A 17,132-nucleotide genomic window follows, 5' to 3' on the forward strand; every position below is an offset into this window, starting at 1 on the left:
AGCTTTAAGAACGAATAATCAGCATTGGAAGATGATTATGGATAATTCCCAGCAAAAGGGTCAACTATTGCCGGGATTTTGTACGTGGCTTATGGCATCAAGGCAGGAGCGGTCAAGCCCATGCTCTCCTCGAACCCAAACATCAGATTGAGGTTTTGAATGGCTTGGCCCGAGGCGCCTTTCACCAGGTTATCAATGACCGATAACACGACGACGGTGTTGCTATTTTCCGGACGATGCACGGCCAGACGGCAGGTGTTGATGCCTTTAACGCTGCGCGTTTCAGGATGGCTACCCGCAGGCATCACATCAACAAAGGGTTCGCTTGCATAACGTTTTTCAAACAGCGCCTGAAGGTCATCCACTGAGGTGGTGAGCTGACTATAGAGCGTGGCGTGAATGCCCCGTATCATCGGTGTTAAATGAGGAACGAAGGTCAGCCCCACCGGGTGCGCCTGCATATCACCAAGGCCCTGGCGGATTTCGGGCAAATGACGATGCCCTGAGGCGCCGTAAGCTTTGAAAGATTCACTGGCTTCTGCCAGTAGTGAAGGCACCTTGGCCCCTCGGCCTGCCCCCGTCACACCTGACTTGCAGTCAGCAATCAGCTGTTGAGGATCAACCAGCCCGGCTTCCAGCAGCGGCAGGTAGCCTAGCTGCACAGAGGTTGGATAGCAGCCTGGCACGGCCACCAGGCGCGCCGTTTTGATTTTTTCGCGGTGCATCTCGGGCAGGCCATAGACCGCTTCTTCAAGTAGCGAAGGCGCACCGTGAGGTTGGCCGTACCACTGGCTCCATACCTTGACATCACGCAGGCGGAAGTCAGCCGACAGGTCGATAATGCGGGTGCCTTTGTCCAAAAGCTCGCCAGCCAAAGCGTGGGCAACACCGTGGGGAGTGGCGAAAAATACCGCATCCATATCGCCTAACTGCTTTGCATCGGGTTCACTGAACGTCAATGTGTCGTAGTGGCCGCGCAGATTGGGATACATATCGCATACCTTGACGCCGGCTTCCGAGCGCGAGGTAATGGCTTCAACGCTGACATGGGGGTGATGGGCGAGTAACCGCAGTAGCTCAACGCCGGTATAACCGGTACCGCCGACAATTCCGACCTTAATCACAAACGACTCCTTACACGTTGCACATTCGAGACAGGGTAATAATTAACAGCCTAAACAGATTGGCGCAGGCTGTCGAAGCGTATCGGGCTATGATACACAAGAGAACTACACTACATGCGTAAAGGAAGGTCGTCGTGGCGCGTTTTTCCCGATCAGATTTCACCCTCGAGGGGTTTCGACGCCAGTTGGCCCATGTTGATGCGCTGCCTCAGCTGTGCGTATTGGGGTTAGTGTCGGGGATCATTACGGGGGCGGCGATGGTCGCCTTCCGGCTACTGCTCGAAGCGGGGGCGGTGTTTTATATGCCGGATGGAAACCCGGAAGGATTTGAAGGACTGCCTCCGTGGCTGCGCTCACTGCTGCCTATTATTGCCGTTAGCGTGCTGGGGCTGCTGCTTTATCGGCAAAAAGCCGCTGCCCAAAAGATGGGAGTAGGGCACGTTATTGAGCGCCTCTCTTATCACCAGGGCCGCTTCCCAATGCGAAACTGGCTGAATCAATGGTGGGTGGGGGTGGTGTCGGTTCTTGGTGGGCTCTCTGCTGGGAGGGAAGGCCCGGCTATTCATTTAGGCGCTGCCGCGTCAAGCGGGTTGGGAGTCAAGCTTCGGTTACCCAATAACAGCCTGCGCGTTTTGGTTGCCTGTGGGACGGCGGCGGGGATTTCTGCGTCGTTCAATACACCGGTTGCCGGGGTTATCTTCGCCATGGAAGTCGTCATGATGGAGTATACCCTGATGAGCTTTATGCCGGTGATTTTAGCCTCTACGATGGCGGCGCTCATTGCGCAGATGGTGTATGGCAATGAGCCGGCTTTTCGTATCCCCGAGGTCGTGCTGGGCTCGCTCATGAATTTACCGTGGGTCATCGTACTCGGCTTTGTGGTCGGGCTATTGGCGGGGCTATTTATTCATATTTCACGTAACAAACGCATGCAGGCATGGCCGTTGTGGCTTCGTTTGGCTTGTGTGGGGGTGGCGACCGGGGTGGTGGCATGGTGGTTTCCGCAGGTTCAGGGAATTGGCTACGATAGTGTGGCGGCGGCGCTTAATAATCAATTGGACATTAACGTGTTGCTGGCGCTGATGATTGCCAAGCTTTTGATTACCGCCCTGACCGTATCAGGTAGCGTACCCATCGGGATTATTGGCCCCACGCTGGTGATTGGTGCTGCGACAGGCGTGCTGGGCGGTATTTTGGGTGGCTGGCTATGGCCTGATAAAGCGTCAGACCCAGGCATTTACGCCATGTTAGGCATGGCGGCCATGATGGGGGCGGTGCTGCAAGCGCCGCTTGCGGCGTTAATGGCGCTGTTGGAGCTTACTCATACGCCGCATGTCATGTTGCCGGGTATGTTGGTGGTGGTGGTTGCCTGCCTGACGTCTCGCCAGCTTACCGGCTGCGAAGGATTTTTTATTAGTTCCGTACGTTATGGGCTGCACCCGCTTCAACAGCCGTTAATGCAGGCGCTTTCCCGCGTGTCGGTGCCTGCGGTGATGGAGCGAAGCCTGGTACGTACTGAGCGCAAGGTGACGTTTGAGCAGGCACGTAAACTACTGGAAACCAATCCTGTCTGGCTGATTATTGAGCGTTCAAATGAAGAAAAATCGGTACTGGCGTTAAAAGCGTCGGCGCTGGCGCGGTGGCTTTTGGAGCACGATGAAGCGCTTGATGGCGATGCTCCTCCCGATAATGAATCCGTCGATTTACTGGAAATTCCGGGCCAGCGCCTGGAACTTGCGCCGATTGGCCTACAGGCCACCCTGTCAGAGGCGTTTGTAAAGCTTCAAGACGATGCCTTGGGCGCGCTTTATGTAGTGCACGGTTATCGGCCAAAGCGGCAGCGAATTTCAGGTATCATCACCCGTGGTGCCATTGAACGTTATTATTACTATTCTGACCCCAATACCGACGCTGACCCAAATACCCGTACTGACCCGAAAGCGAATGATTCGCCCGTATAAGGAGAGACAATGTATCTATGGTTGAAGGCCCTGCATTTAATGACCATGGTGACCTGGTTTGCCGCCCTGTTTTATTTGCCGCGGCTGTATGTGTATCACGCCATGGCACGAGATAAAGGCGACGATCAAGCTATCGCCTATTTCAAAACCATGGAGCGTAAGCTTTATCGCGGCATCATGACGCCTTCCATGATACTGGTGCTTATCTTTGGCGGGGCGATGCTGTATCTGGTGCCCGGCTGGTTCAGCCAAGGCTGGATGCACGTTAAACTCACCTTTGTGGTACTGCTGATCGCCTATCATCACGTCTGTCTGATTTATTTAAAACAGTTTGCCCAGGATCGCTGCACGAAAAGCCACACGTTCTTTCGCTGGTTCAACGAAGCGCCGGTGATTGCGCTAGTGGCGATTATTCTACTTGCCGTTGTGAAACCTTTTTGATGCGCCAACCTCTTTCACCGGTTGTTTTAGTACTGGCGGGCCATGACCCGACGGGCGGAGCGGGTTTAGTGGCAGATAGCGAAGCCATTGCCGCCTGTGGCGGTTGGGCAGTGACGATTCCCACCGCGTTAACGGTGCAAAACTGCCATAACGTGAGCCATGTCGTTCCGGCCGACCCCGCGTTGATGCGCCAAATGGCAGAGGCGCTTAGCGGGATGCAGGTTGCTGCGATCAAGCTGGGCCTGTTGGCAGATGAAGCAACGCTAAGAGCAGCCGAGCAGATTATTCGCCGTTTCCCAGGCATCCCGGTTGTGGCCGACCCAGTACTTAAAGCCGGTGGCGGTACTGAGTTATCCACACCCCAATTGCAACGCCTCTATGCGGCTCGCCTGCTACCGCTTGTGGATATCTTAACGCCCAACCGTTATGAGCTTAAGCAGCTCACTCCAGAGATTGACGGCCCCCTGGATGATACGGCGCGCGCCGTCGCACTTTTATCCCAGGGTTGCCAGGCTATTTTAGTAACCGCGACCGATGAGCCTGTTCCAGGTAACGAGCAGCAGGTTGTTAATACACTGCACTCGCCGGATACCACGCGCCAATGGCAGTGGCCACGTCTGCCGGAACGGTTTCACGGTTCAGGCTGCACCTTGGCATCTGCCATTGCGGCACGCCTGGCCGCCGGTGAGCGTTTGCCGACGGCCTGTGAACAGGCCCAGCACTTTACCTGGGAGAGTCTGTCTCATGGGTATCAGCCGCCTAGCGGGCAGTGTTTACCTAATCGCTTGCCACGGCCGGTTCGCTTTTGATTTTATTCGCGCTACGCCATTGATATTGAGGACGCCATGACCACATCTGCTGAACTGTTTGAGCTTGCTAGCCGCCATATTCCAGGTGGCGTAAATTCGCCGGTACGTGCGTTTAAAGGCCTGCACCGTCCGCCGGTATTTATGGAGCGCGCCCAGGGCGCTTATCTGTTTGATGTGGAAGGCAACCGCTACGTGGACTATGTAGGTTCCTGGGGCCCAATGATTACCGGTCATGCGGACCAGGATGTGTTGGCAGCGGTACGTGCTCGTTTGGACAACGGTCTCTCGTTTGGTACCCCGACCGCGGTTGAAACCACCATGGCAGATCTGATCTGCGAAATGATCCCCACCATGGAAATGGTGCGCATGACCAGCTCCGGTACGGAAGCCACCATGTCGGCGATCCGCTTGGCTCGCGGCACCACCGGGCGCGACAAGATCGTTAAGTTTGAAGGTAACTATCACGGCCATTCTGATTCGTTGCTGGTAAAAGCGGGCTCTGGCGCGCTCACCCATGGCGAACCCAGCTCGCCAGGTGTTCCCGCGTCACTTGCCGAGCACACCATTACGCTCTCCTATAACGATATTGAAGGTGTGGAAGAGTGCTTTGCTGAAATCGGCGACCAGATTGCCTGCATTATCGTTGAGCCGGTCGCAGGTAACATGAACTGTATTCCTCCCCAGCCGGGCTTTTTGGAAACATTGCGCCGTGTGTGCAACGAGCATGAAAGCATTCTGATTTTCGATGAAGTCATGACCGGGTTCCGCGTTGCGCTGGGTGGGGCTCAGGCGCATTACGGTATTACTCCTGATTTAACGTGCCTGGGTAAGATTGTTGGTGGCGGTATGCCGGTAGGTGCGTTTGGCGGCAAACGCGAGATTATGCAAAACATCTCCCCCATGGGGCCGATTTATCAAGCAGGTACGCTGTCGGGTAACCCCTTGGCGATGGCGGCAGGTATTGCGTTATTAACCAAGCTCCAGGTCCCCGGCTTTCATGACGCGCTTTCTCAGCGAGTTGAAACACTTTGCAGCGGCCTGAAAGAGCGCGCTAATGCGGCAGGTGTCTCCATGATGACACAGTCAGCGGGTGGCATGTTTGGGCTGTTTTTCACCTCTCAACGCCGTGTGGATAACTTTGCCCAGGCAACCGCGTGTGACCCGGAGGCGTTCCGCCGTTTCTTTGGCGCGATGCTGGATCACGGCGTTTACCTGGCCCCTTCAGCGTTTGAGGCAGGCTTTATGTCGAGTGCTCATACGCCCGAGGATATCCAATTTACGTTGGATGCTGCAGAAAAAGCCTTCTCAATAATGTAGTCAGGCAGCCTGCCTGCCATATTTATGCCGGGAGAAAATATGATGGTCACGGTAAATACCCTTGTTCTGGCAAGCGGCAATGCGGGAAAGCTGAAAGAATTCAATCAACTGCTGGCACCGTTAGGGCTGGATGTACGTCCACAAGCAGATTTTGGGGTACATGATGTTGAAGAAACGGGGCTAACCTTTGTTGAAAATGCCCTGTTAAAAGCGCGTGAGGCGAGCCGGGTTAGCGGCTTACCGGCGCTTGCTGATGACTCCGGCCTTGAGGTCGATGCGCTTTCAGGGGCGCCAGGGATTTACTCCGCACGCTACGCTGGTGAGCCGAAAAGCGATCAGCGTAACAATGAAAAACTGCTGGCCGCGCTTAGTGACTGTGCAGAAGGTCAGCGCACCGGTCGCTACTGGTGCGTGCTGGTCTATTTGCGCCATCCTGCTGATCCGGTACCGGTTATTGTTCAGCACAGCTGGGAAGGGGAGTTACTTGCTCATCCACGTGGAGAGGGTGGCTTTGGCTATGACCCGCTGTTCTGGCTACCCGACCAGGGAATGAGCGTGGCGGAATTACCCAGTGAATTAAAAAATCGGCTAAGCCACCGTGGGCGGGCGCTTCAAGGGTTGGTTGATATACTTAAGGTGGCACATGGCTAAGCCATTACCTCCGTTATCGCTCTATATTCATACGCCCTGGTGCGTACGCAAGTGCCCTTATTGTGACTTTAACTCTCATGAACCTGACGGTGAGTTACCCGAAGCGACTTACTTAAAGGCACTACTTCATGATCTGGATGGCGATCTGGCGTTAGCCGCTGGGCGTCAGATTCAGACCATCTTTATTGGTGGCGGTACGCCAAGCCTGATGTCGCCCGCATTCTTTGAACGGCTGTTTAATGGAATACGCCGACGTTTGCCCTTTGCACCCAACATGGAAATCACCATGGAGGCGAATCCTGGCACTACCGAGCAGGCACGGTTTATTGGCTACCGCGAAGCGGGCATCAATCGTCTTTCATTAGGTATCCAAAGTTTTCAGCCCGCTCAGTTGAAGGCTTTGGGACGTATTCACGGCGGTGAAGAGGCGATTACCGCAGTGGGCCAGGCGCGTGCAGCGGGATTTGATAATATAAATATCGACCTGATGCATGGCTTGCCTGGCCAGACGCCCTCCTTGGCGCTTCAAGATATTGATCAGGCGCTTGCCCTGTCACCGGATCATCTCTCCTGGTATCAGCTAACCCTTGAGCCCAATACCGCGTTTCATTCTCAGCCACCTGTTCTGCCTGAAGAGGAGGCGCTTTGGGATATTCAGGAGCTTGGTCATCAGCGATTGGAGCAGGCAGGCTTTGAACGCTACGAAATTTCAGCCTATGCAAAACCTGGAAAGCAGAGCCGGCATAATCTCAACTATTGGCAGTTTGGCGACTATCTGGGCATTGGCGCAGGAGCGCACGGCAAGCTGACGACGATTGATCCGCAAGGGCAGTGGCATATTGAGCGGCGCTGGAAAACGCGCCAGCCGGATGCTTACTTACGACGTGATAATGACCCACGCGGTTTCCTGGCGGGCAAGCAGCCTATCGTGGCGGACGAGTTGCCACTTGAGTTTTCCATGAATGCGCTTCGCTTAACCGAAGGCGTTGCCATGCATACGTGGTCGGCGCATACCGGCCAGCCCCAGGAAACACTGCTGGCACGTTTACACACGGCCTCCAAAAAAGGACTTTTGATGGAAATGCCCGAAAAGCTGCGTGCATCGCCTCAAGGTCTATTATTCTTGAATGAGTTGCTGGCCTTTATCAGCGACGAATAATTCAAGCGCAAAAATATACAAGGAGTGAGTGATGCGTATTTCTCGACTACTGACCCCGTTGGCCGCTGCAATTCTAGTGGCAGGTTGTGCCACCTCTGACCCTTATGGTGGCCAGACACAACGTTCGTCGACCGGCATGGGAACAGGGATTGGTGCGGCGGTAGGCGCTGCTGCGGGTGCGCTTTCGGGTAGCGGAAGTACCAGCCGTCGTGATCGTGCCCTGATTGGCGCAGCCGTAGGTGCTGCTGCGGGTGCCGGTATTGGTGCTTACATGGACCGCCAGGAACAGCAGCTTCGCCAGAACCTGCAAGGTTCACGCATTGAAATCGACCGTCGCGGCGATGATATCGTACTGAATATGCCCAGTAGCGTAACGTTCGGGTTTGACTCCTCGGATCTCACCGGCGATGCGCGTAGCGCGCTCAATGAAGTGGCTAATGTGCTCAAGCAATACACCGATACGCGGGTTAATATTGCCGGCTTCACCGATAGCACCGGGGATGCCAGCTACAACCAGCGTCTCTCTGAGCGCCGAGCTCAGTCAGTGGGCAACTACTTAAGCCAAAACGGGGTATCCTCCTCGCGTCTTAACACCATGGGATACGGCGCTAACCAGCCGGTTGCCAGCAACGATACCGAGCAGGGCCGGGCACAAAACCGTCGGGTTGAAATCACCCTGACGCCAATCGGTAACGGCCAGGGCTAAGTAAGACATAACTCCCCCGCGCATTACCGTTTAAAGCCCGCTATGATCCCATAGCGGGCTTTTTTCGTTCACTTATCTGCGAGTTACCATGCTGTCTTATCAACACGCCTATCACGCCGGTAATTTTGCCGATGTACACAAACACTTGACGCTTTACGCCGTCGTTGATTATTTATTACGTAAAAAAACACCCATTACATATATAGATACGCATGCGGGAAGAGGGCTTTACCCACTCGCCACCAAAGAGACGCAGCGGCTTCAGGAGTATCGTGAGGGTATTTGGCCGCTATGGCACGAACGCGAGGTGCTCACCGACCCATTACTCTGTGATTGGTTAAATGCTGTCACCAGCGTTCAGCCCAGTACCAGTGCGTTAACGCACTATCCCGGCTCCCCATGGTGGCTAAGCCAATCATTGCGCGAGCACGATAAGCTGCGCCTTTTTGAGCTTCATCCGGGTGAGCATGAGCACTTGAACACGCAGTCTCTTCCTCCTCAGGCAAAACGTATTTATGGCGATGGTTTAGCGGGTTTAACGGCCATGCTGCCGGTGCCTACCCCGCGGCTTTGCGTATTGATTGACCCTAGTTTTGAGCGTAAAGCGGAGTACCAGGAAGTGGTTGATACGGCGATATACACGCTTGAAAAGGCGCGCCACGCCATACTACTGATTTGGTATCCCCTGCTACCCGCTGGGCATCATCACGCGTTATTGGACGGGTTAAAGGCAAGCGGTATTCGCAAAATATGGCGCAGCGAGCTTTTGCTGCGCGTGCCAGGTGAGCAAACGCACGGTATGTACGGTAGCGGTATGTTGGTTGTTAACCCGCCCTGGGGGCTTGATGAGCGCCTGAAGACCGCAATGGCAGAGGTAACCCGTTGCCTTGGAAGTGAAAGCCGCGTTGAGGCGCAGTGGTGGGTTGAGGAGTAGGGTGGCACAAAAACGTTGAGTGAAAGCCGCCCGCTAGATGATCTCTAGCGTGGTTTTAACACGCTCCACTACCACCACTATTCTAAACCATTTGACGTTAGGATTACGGTGGAACAACAGCGCCGCCCCGCCGATCCATAAAGTGAGCGTATTACTTGCCGATGCAGAATGTAAAGAATATATATAAATCAACATGTTATGGTTGTTAGGGAGTAAATAGGGATCAAAATCCGCTAACCAAAGCCCACATAACGTATTGATTATAAACTGCTATTACTCTACTCGAACTCTCCCCGATCTTCATCTGGAACGATGGTTAGGTCCAAATGAAGCTGATTTGAGCTGTTCAGCCCGGCGATTTTCTTCAGCTCGTCAGGAGTCTCATCACTGAAGGTCGCGAGGTAATAGTACGGATGGCCGTCGTCACTGCTAACCAGGTCATATTCCTCAAAGTACCGCTCTACCTCTTCGAGCGTCCAGTGAACCTCTCCGGCAATAGCGATTAGGAGATCGGTGTTGTCGTCAGGGTGGTTGAGGCCCTGGGGGAGAACTGAAAGTTCCGCAGAGGTGATCCCTTTATCCTTCCAGTTCCTCAGAATGCCTGACCATAAATTAGCTCGTAGGTTTGAGCTGGGCTGGAACCTAGAAGCATTCCAGTGAATGACATCTCGGTCTCCATTTTTCAGATGAAGAACTACCTGTGCCTTCTTGCGAGCTATCAGCTCATTTTTGAACGCTACCTCATCAGGAACAAAGGTTAGGGAGGGTTTGCTTTCGCTGGACTTCGGCCCGCTTTCCTCAACCGAGTCGAGTAGTCGCTCGATCACTCTCTCTGGCGTGTCGAACCCGACAGCCAACCCCTCCAATCTGCGGTACACATCATCTGAAACGCTTATTGTGACTGGCATCTCACTTCCTTCATAGATAAAACCATATATAGAACTATACATGGCTTTTCATATAGATCAAGTTTTCTTCATGAAGAGAGCCGAGCCTTCATTAGCGTCCAACAAACCACCGTTTTGTGAACACCTAGAGAAGGTGTTATTTCGCATGGATTCTTGGTGTGCAATTTGTTAAAATACTCGTATACTTTTCTATGTAAATTAATTGTACATGAATCAACGTATTGGCTATGCCCGCGTTTCAACGGATGATCAGAACCTGCACCTCCAAAGGGATGCTTTGGAGAAAGTGGGTTGCCAGGTCATCTATGAAGACAAAGCCAGTGGGAAGAACACTGAAAGGCCGGAGCTTGAGGCTTGCCTGAAAGCTCTGCGTTCAGGCGACACGTTGGTGGTTTGGAGACTGGATCGTCTGGGACGAAGTTTGGGTGATTTGGTCAAACTCGTGACGACCCTGGAAGAACAGAAAATCGGATTTGAGAGTCTTCAAGAAAAGATCGAAACGACAAGTGCCTCTGGAAAGCTGGTATTTCACGTATTTGCTGCACTTGCCGAATTTGAGAGAAACCTCATCAGCGAGAGAACACGAGCCGGATTGAAGGCTGCGCGGGCGCGTGGCCGACTTGGTGGACGTAAACCAAAGCTGAAACAGAAAGACATTCGAGAGATTAAAGCTCTACTCAAGGATCCAAATATACCCGTCTCTGATATTGCCAAGCGATTTGGAGTCTCAAGAACAACTATTTACAACAGGGTCGGGGTAGTTAAACCTGACTGCGAGGGTACGAAGGCATGAGTGCGTATCACTTTCAGGATATTTTAAGCGAATCGGAAGAGCCCCTTGTCAGTTATGACGCATGTAAAAGCATGGCACGGGGGTATGTCAGCTCCTTCTCCGATGATGAGCATCGTCTGGCTGTAGCTCGATCATATTGTGCCGTTCTGGTGACTTCATATTGGAATGAGGTTAATTCGCGCCACGGCTCTAAGCTTAAAATTTTTCCGGTTCCCCGTGATACATTTCTCGCTGATGTTGCGTCAGACGCTGAAGACGTTGCAATAAGTACAGGGCGAGTAATTGCTCAGTTTCCCGATATTGATGCGGGATTTTTGATTGGCTCAATCTATACAGCGATGTTACCAGTGGCTTTCCGCTCAAAGCTGGGAGCTTACTATACGCCGCCTCCTTTAGTTTCCCGTCTACTTGATTTATCCGAAGATGCTGGGGTTGATTTCAGTAAAGCGTCCATAATAGATCCGGCCTGCGGTGGAGGGGCATTCTTAGCACCTGTAGCAACAAGAATGCTTGAAAAATCGAAAAGCACATCAGCAGAATGGAAGATTCGGCAGATAGGTAAGCGATTGAAAGGGGTAGAGATAGATCCCTTTGCCGCCTGGATGACGCATGTCCTTCTTGAATCGGTACTCATTGATTTGTGCATTAAAGCGCGGAAGAGGTTACCAAAAGATGTAATAACTGTTGGTGACGCACTCGCATATGAGTCATCGACAAAATTTGATTTGGTAATTGGCAATCCTCCATATGGGAAAGTTACGCTTGATGCAACGTTAAGAAACAAGTACGCACGTTCATTGTTCGGTCACGCCAATCTTTATGGCTTGTTTACCGATCTTGCATTGAGAACTGCCAAGGAAGATGGAGTCATCGCCTACCTCACGCCGACATCATTTCTGGGCGGTCAGTATTTCAAGGCGCTACGAGAATTGCTACTTACTGAAGCAGCACCACGAGCTTTTGACTTCATCTCTAACCGAGAAGGGGTATTTGATGATGTGCTCCAAGAAACATTGTTGACAACGTTTAAGAAGGGAGCGCGACGCAGCCCCTCTAAAGTGTCACTTCTCGTTCCACAGGGGCTTAATGAAGCCAAAGTAGAGCACATTGGTAAAGTGGGCATAGTTAAGGGCGATGGGCCTTGGCTAATCCCTAGGGTGTCAAAGGACGCAGCTTTACTTAACCGCATTAAGAAGATGCAAACACGGCTTCCTGACCTTGGATATGTAGTATCCACTGGAAAGTTGGTTTGGAACCGGCATAAAACTCAGCTCAAATCAGAAAAGACAAAAAACTCGTTACCCTTGATATGGGCCGAGTCAGTTACAGCTCAGGGGTTTAAATTCTCAGCAGTGAAACGGAATCATGTTCCCTATATCGAGGTGAAGAACAACCAACAACACCTTATTACACGGGAGTCATGTGTTTTAGTCCAGAGGACCACATCAAAGGAGCAGAACCGCCGGGTTTTGGGCGCAGTTATCCCCCAAGATTTTATCGACCGAAACAACGGTGTTGTAGTTGAGAATCATTTAAATATTGTTTACTCCGACGGTCTGATCAGAGAGGTGACTGTCGAAACGATTAACGCTCTCCTCAACTCAGAGGTCTTCGACCGCATATATCGCTGTATAAGCGGTAGTGTTGCGGTCTCTGCCTATGAGCTGATGTCGGTTCCTCTACCTACGATTGAAGGCTTGACAAAGCTGCAGAAGATCATTTTGGCCGGTTCTGATAGACTCTCCATCGAGAAATGTGTAGCCAAACTGTATGGAGAGAACAAAGTTGAGCTGGCCGAAAGTACCAAAACTGGAGGTAATCGCTGAGCGATTGCCACAGATCTTCCCAGATGGGACAGAAAATCGTAACTACGTTACCCGCGAAATGGCGGCCCGCACGCTTTATGTAATGTTCTATGCAGGAGCGATTGAAGGACAGGAACGCTGGATTCGTCCGAGTCAAGTTACTGACATGTCGGACGAACAGGCAGAGCTGCTGTCGGACGAAGAGCGCAACGCTTGGGTAGAACAGGCCCTCTCCAGCAAGAAGGAAAGGCCAGCTAATACTTGGTACGCTCCAAACTCACGAGAACCCGTCAGGGATGAGACTATACGGTACGGGTTCATAGCCCTAGGGGCGGTTTGGGAGAGAGCTGGTCTGCCAGTTACTACGCCACTTCCAAAGTATGCAATGACTCAAAAATTTGCGTCTCTTTTTGATGAGAGTTTAGTTGGCCAGCAGTTGGAGGATGCGATCCTTGCCTGGCAGAAAGCACACCTCAATCCGGCAGCACTCAGCCGGATAATGTTGTTGGGAGCGAACGCGGCAGCGGCCAACTCCGACACCATCACAGCTACGTTACCCAACGCCGGTGTGGTAACCCTAGAGTCAGGGCCTTCTGGTGTTATTGGAAAGTGCGTTATCGAGGATTTTGCGCCGAAGTTCCTCAAGAACCCCGCTGTTTTATGGTTATCACAATCCGGTGAAAAAGTTGGGATTGATCTCGCCAGTAGATTGAAACTGAAGATCGATCCATCAAAGACACTACCAGATGTCATATTGGTTGATTTGGGGACCAAGACGGATGGTAGCGATATGCTTTTCGTATTCATTGAAATCGTAGCCTCTGATGGCCCAGTGAACTCTGTCCGTAAAAAGAAATTAACTGAGATTGCGGTGGAAGCGGGGTTTAGCCCTGAGCATTTAGCCTTTGTTACTGCCTTCCAGGATCGCTCTGCATCAGCATTCAAGAAAGCTATGTCGGAGTTGGCGTGGGGTACATATGCTTGGTTTTGTTCAGAGCCCGACAATATTATCAGCCTGAAAGACGGAAAATCGCTCAGCTTATCTGAAATTGTCTAGCTTGTATAAAGGGCAATCTACGTGTAATTCCCCTGAAAAATAATCACGGAGATAAGTGGAATTTTGTAACCTGAACGAACAGAAGATTCAACATGCGCAAGTCACGTTTCAACGACAACCAGATCTGGCAGTTTTCACGTAGGCCGAGTCCGGATATTTGCCAGGATTACCACGGATCTACTTATCTCCCCGGTTATAAAAGAGCATTACCAGTCGTCGAAAGATAAGAAAATATAATTGTAAAAAAAATCAGCGACTTTTTGATTGGTTTGATGCACCTTAACGCTGAAAACCAAGGCTTACTTGCCGATGCAGAAACTGCCAAAAATCTCGCCCAGCAAGTCATCGGCGCTAAACTCGCCGGTAATTTCACTCAGCGCTTGCTGCGCGTCGCGAAGGTCTTCGGCCAGCAGTTCTCCAGCGCCGTAGCCATCCAACTGGGCACGGCCGGTATCAAGCGCTGCCATTGCCCGGTCGAGGGCGTCCAGGTGACGCCGACGTGCGGAGAAGCGTCCTTCGGTGGTCGCCGCAAAGCCCATCACGGTTTTCAAATGGTTTTTTAGGTTATCCACACCCGCACCGGTTTTGGCCGAAAGGCGAAGCGTGGGCGTGTCTGTGGATAAATCAATTCCAGCCTGCTCAGCGCTGGTATCGATTTTGTTACGTACCAACGTTAAACGGCTTTGATCGGGAAGGCGGGCAACAAACTCGGGCCAGATCATCATGGGGTCGGTCGCCTCGGTGGTAGAGGCGTCCACCAACAGCAGTACCCGGTCGGCTTTCTCGATTTCTGCCCAGGCGCGGGCGACACCGATTTTTTCAACGGCGTCCGGGGTATCGCGCAAGCCCGCCGTATCAATAATGTGCAGCGGCATGCCATCAATATGGATGTGCTCACGCAGCACATCCCGCGTGGTGCCTGCAATATCAGTCACAATGGCGGTCTCTTGTTCGGTCAACGCATTAAGCAGGCTGGACTTACCCGCATTGGGGCGACCGGCAATGACCACGTTCATGCCTTCGCGTAACAGCGCCCCTTGGCCGGCGGCTTTGCGCACGTCGCTGAGTGCTTGCTGAACACTTTCCAAACGCTGGGCGACATGACCATCCGCCAGGAAGTCGATCTCCTCTTCAGGGAAGTCGATGGCGGCTTCTACATAGACACGCAGCTCGATAAGCCGCTCAACCAGATGGGAGACGCGGGTAGAAAACTCGCCCTGTAGTGAGCGCACGGCATTTTCCGCCGCTGAACGCGAGGTGGCATCAATCAAGTCGGCAATCGCTTCGGCTTGGGCAAGGTCGAGCTTGTCATTGAGAAAGGCCCGTTCGGAGAACTCACCAGGCCGCGCCAACCGCGCGCCCAAGGCCACACAACGCTCAAGCAGCATGTCCATGATAATGGGGCCACCGTGCCCCTGTAGCTCCAGCACATCTTCGCCGGTAAAGGAGTGAGGGCCGTTGAACAGCAGGGCGATGCCTTCGTCAATAATGCTATCAGCGCCCTTAAAGGGGCCGTGATAGGCATGCCGAGGCGCCGGGCAGTGGCCGAGTACGGACTCTGCAATATCGCGACAGGCAGGCCCTGAGACGCGAATAATCCCTACGCCGCCACGCCCAGGCGGTGTCGCCAGAGCAGTAATCGTATCCTGGGTATAAAGTCGTTCAGCCATGGCGCGCCTCATTAATGGATGCGTACATTGTGAATTTGTCGTCTCTAAAACGCCAGACCCCCGCACGAGGGCGGGGGTCTGGGAGCGTGGTTAACAAGGATTACTTGGTTCGCATTCCTTTACCCACACTGGGGTCTTTTTCGATACTACGCGTAATAAAGTACTGTTGCGCGACCGAAATGATGTTGTTGGTTACCCAGTAGATGACCAGACCCGCCGGGAACCACAGGAAGAAGAAGGTGAAGATAATCGGCAGCATCTTCATGATCTTCGCCTGCATGGGGTCCGGAGGTGTCGGGTTCAGCAGCTGCTGAACATACATGGATATACCCATCAGTATTGGCAGGATGAAGTAAGGATCCTTCACCGATAGATCGTGAATCCAGAAGATAAACGGCGCATGGCGCAGCTCTACCGACTCCAGCAACATCCAGTAAAGCGCGATAAACACCGGCATCTGTATGACGATGGGTAAGCAGCCACCTAAAGGATTGATCTTCTCCTTTTGGTAGAATTTCATCATCTCTTGAGACATTTTCTGACGATCATCGCCATAGGTCTCTTTAAGACGCTGCATTTCCGGGCCCAGTTTCCGCATGCGTGCCATTGACTTATAAGCCTTGGCAGACAGCGGGAAGAGCACCAGCTTAACCACAACCGTCAGCAGAACAATTGACCAGCCCCAGTTGCCCACGATGTCGTGGATCTTATCCAGCAACCAGAACAGTGGGTTGGCAATAAACCACAACCAGCCATAGTCAACGGTCAGGCGCAGATTGGGTGCCACTTGCTCAAGGTGATCCTGAACCTTGGGGCCCATGTAGAGCGTGGCGCCCAGTGTCGCTTCACCTTCCGCCGCAATGTTGCTGGTGGGGCCTGCAAACGCCACCACGTTACGGTCACTTGAGTCAGTGGTAACGTAGTAAAGGTTTTGCTGATCTTGGGGCGGTGCCCAGGCAGAAACGAAGTAGTGCTGGATAAGCGCAATCCAGCCGCCCTGGGCTTCACGATTTTCAAAGTTACGGTTTTGAATGTCTTCAAAATCGATCTTTTCATAACGTTCGTCTGGCGTTGAGTACGCTGCCCCAATATAGGACTTCATACCCATGGCAACGCCGCTTGACGGGTCAGGGCTGTTATCACGCGCTAATTGGCCAATAAAACGAGCACTTACCGGCGCATCGGTATTATTGGCAATATAGTAATCAACATTGACCGCGTAATTCCCACGTTCGAACGTAAGACGCTTGATAATATCAACGCCGTTAACGTCTGCCCGTAAGTCAACGACTAGCTGGTCATCATCATCTGCCAGACGATAGGCATTGCTTTCCGGGGTAAATTCAATACGACTTGCTTGCCCGTCTAGCTGTAGGCCGGAACGTGCAACATAGCTACGCGTTGAATTATCCGAGAGCAACACATAGTTGCGTTCAGTATCCAGCGTCATTTTATGCTGAGGTAACGCAGCATAAATAATGTCGCCGCCGTGCGGGTCAATGCGCACGTCGAGAACATCGGTAGCCACTGCAATAAAGTCACGGCTAGATGTTTCGCTTTCAGTATTGCTTGCCAGCCCGTCGTCTACCGCACTGTTGGGTGCCGACGTTGACGGAACCGTCAGGTCGTTACTGCTTTCAGCATTGGCTGAGGGGGCGTCACTACTGCTTTGCGTAATTTCAGGCGTCGAGTCGTAATCTGTCGGCCCATAATCCTGATTCCACTGGATCACCAGTAGATAGGCAAGTACTGCCATTGGAATCAGTAAGAGAAGTCGTTTTACGTCCATGAGGGTTC

General features: G+C 52.5%; 15 protein-coding genes. 11 read left to right on the forward strand and 4 right to left on the reverse strand.

Annotated features, from left to right (window positions below):
* Positions 1-89: 89 nt before the first annotated feature.
* Positions 90-1,124: an N-acetyl-gamma-glutamyl-phosphate reductase gene (argC, locus tag ACT3TY_RS06875; protein WP_441678657.1), complete on the reverse strand. Its 1,035-nt coding sequence runs from the start codon at positions 1,122-1,124 to the stop codon at positions 90-92.
* Between the two features lie 134 nt (positions 1,125-1,258).
* On the opposite strand from argC, the gene ACT3TY_RS06880 reads away from it, so the two are divergent.
* The 8 genes from ACT3TY_RS06880 to ACT3TY_RS06915 all read left to right on the forward strand — a co-directional run bounded on the left by ACT3TY_RS06880 (position 1,259) and on the right by ACT3TY_RS06915 (position 9,102).
* Complete coding sequence (locus tag ACT3TY_RS06880; protein WP_441678659.1) at positions 1,259-3,085, forward strand: chloride channel protein; 1,827 nt, start codon at positions 1,259-1,261, stop codon at positions 3,083-3,085.
* A 9-nt stretch (positions 3,086-3,094) separates the two neighbouring features.
* The gene (hemJ, locus tag ACT3TY_RS06885) at positions 3,095-3,526 is read left to right on the forward strand and encodes a protoporphyrinogen oxidase HemJ (RefSeq protein WP_087107012.1); all 432 of its coding nucleotides are present in this window, start codon (positions 3,095-3,097) and stop codon (positions 3,524-3,526) included.
* A complete protein-coding gene (gene thiD / locus ACT3TY_RS06890; protein ID WP_172118734.1) occupies positions 3,526-4,335 on the forward strand; it encodes a bifunctional hydroxymethylpyrimidine kinase/phosphomethylpyrimidine kinase in 810 nt (269 codons plus the stop codon). Before hemJ ends, thiD begins: the two co-directional genes overlap by 1 nt.
* Positions 4,336-4,371: 36 nt before the next feature.
* Positions 4,372-5,652 carry a glutamate-1-semialdehyde 2,1-aminomutase gene (hemL, locus tag ACT3TY_RS06895; protein WP_441678661.1) on the forward strand — a complete coding sequence of 427 codons (1,281 nt, stop codon included), beginning with the start codon at positions 4,372-4,374 and terminating at the stop codon, positions 5,650-5,652.
* A gap of 42 nt (positions 5,653-5,694) precedes the next feature.
* Positions 5,695-6,303, forward strand: a complete 609-nt coding sequence (gene rdgB / locus ACT3TY_RS06900) for an RdgB/HAM1 family non-canonical purine NTP pyrophosphatase (RefSeq protein ID WP_192526919.1) — start codon at positions 5,695-5,697, stop codon at positions 6,301-6,303.
* On the forward strand, positions 6,296-7,462 hold the full coding sequence (hemW, locus tag ACT3TY_RS06905; RefSeq protein WP_441678663.1) for a radical SAM family heme chaperone HemW: 1,167 nt from the start codon (positions 6,296-6,298) through the stop codon (positions 7,460-7,462). Before rdgB ends, hemW begins: the two co-directional genes overlap by 8 nt.
* Positions 7,463-7,493: 31 nt before the next feature.
* A complete protein-coding gene (locus ACT3TY_RS06910; RefSeq protein WP_441678665.1) occupies positions 7,494-8,168 on the forward strand; it encodes an OmpA family protein in 675 nt (224 codons plus the stop codon).
* Between the two features lie 88 nt (positions 8,169-8,256).
* Entirely contained in the window at positions 8,257-9,102 is an 846-nt protein-coding gene (locus tag ACT3TY_RS06915; RefSeq protein WP_441678667.1) for a 23S rRNA (adenine(2030)-N(6))-methyltransferase RlmJ, read from the forward strand.
* Positions 9,103-9,380: 278 nt separating this feature from the next.
* On the opposite strand, the gene ACT3TY_RS06920 is transcribed toward ACT3TY_RS06915, so the two are convergent.
* A complete protein-coding gene (locus tag ACT3TY_RS06920) occupies positions 9,381-10,010 on the reverse strand; it encodes a hypothetical protein (protein ID WP_441678669.1) in 630 nt (209 codons plus the stop codon).
* A 208-nt stretch (positions 10,011-10,218) separates the two neighbouring features.
* On the opposite strand from ACT3TY_RS06920, the gene ACT3TY_RS06925 reads away from it, so the two are divergent.
* Genes ACT3TY_RS06925 through ACT3TY_RS06935 form a run of 3 tightly spaced genes read left to right on the forward strand, consistent with a single transcriptional unit; the run spans position 10,219 to position 13,665 of the window.
* Complete coding sequence (locus tag ACT3TY_RS06925) at positions 10,219-10,803, forward strand: recombinase family protein (protein WP_441678671.1); 585 nt, start codon at positions 10,219-10,221, stop codon at positions 10,801-10,803.
* Positions 10,800-12,629 carry an HsdM family class I SAM-dependent methyltransferase gene (locus ACT3TY_RS06930; protein WP_441676426.1) on the forward strand — a complete coding sequence of 610 codons (1,830 nt, stop codon included), beginning with the start codon at positions 10,800-10,802 and terminating at the stop codon, positions 12,627-12,629. Before ACT3TY_RS06925 ends, ACT3TY_RS06930 begins: the two co-directional genes overlap by 4 nt.
* Positions 12,589-13,665, forward strand: coding sequence for a BsuBI/PstI family type II restriction endonuclease (locus tag ACT3TY_RS06935; protein WP_441676424.1), 1,077 nt, complete (start codon positions 12,589-12,591; stop codon positions 13,663-13,665). Before ACT3TY_RS06930 ends, ACT3TY_RS06935 begins: the two co-directional genes overlap by 41 nt.
* A 299-nt stretch (positions 13,666-13,964) precedes the next feature.
* Here ACT3TY_RS06935 and mnmE read toward each other — a convergent pair whose 3' ends face one another.
* Positions 13,965-15,335, reverse strand: a complete 1,371-nt coding sequence (gene mnmE / locus ACT3TY_RS06940) for a tRNA uridine-5-carboxymethylaminomethyl(34) synthesis GTPase MnmE (protein WP_444627743.1) — start codon at positions 15,333-15,335, stop codon at positions 13,965-13,967.
* Positions 15,336-15,435: 100 nt separating this feature from the next.
* Positions 15,436-17,124 carry a membrane protein insertase YidC gene (gene yidC, locus ACT3TY_RS06945; protein ID WP_444627744.1) on the reverse strand — a complete coding sequence of 563 codons (1,689 nt, stop codon included), beginning with the start codon at positions 17,122-17,124 and terminating at the stop codon, positions 15,436-15,438.
* Positions 17,125-17,132: the final 8 nt, after the last annotated feature.

Origin of the sequence: Halomonas sp. AOP22-C1-8 (assembly GCF_052378905.1) — a bacterium.
Lineage (GTDB): Bacteria > Pseudomonadota > Gammaproteobacteria > Pseudomonadales > Halomonadaceae > Vreelandella > Vreelandella citrativorans.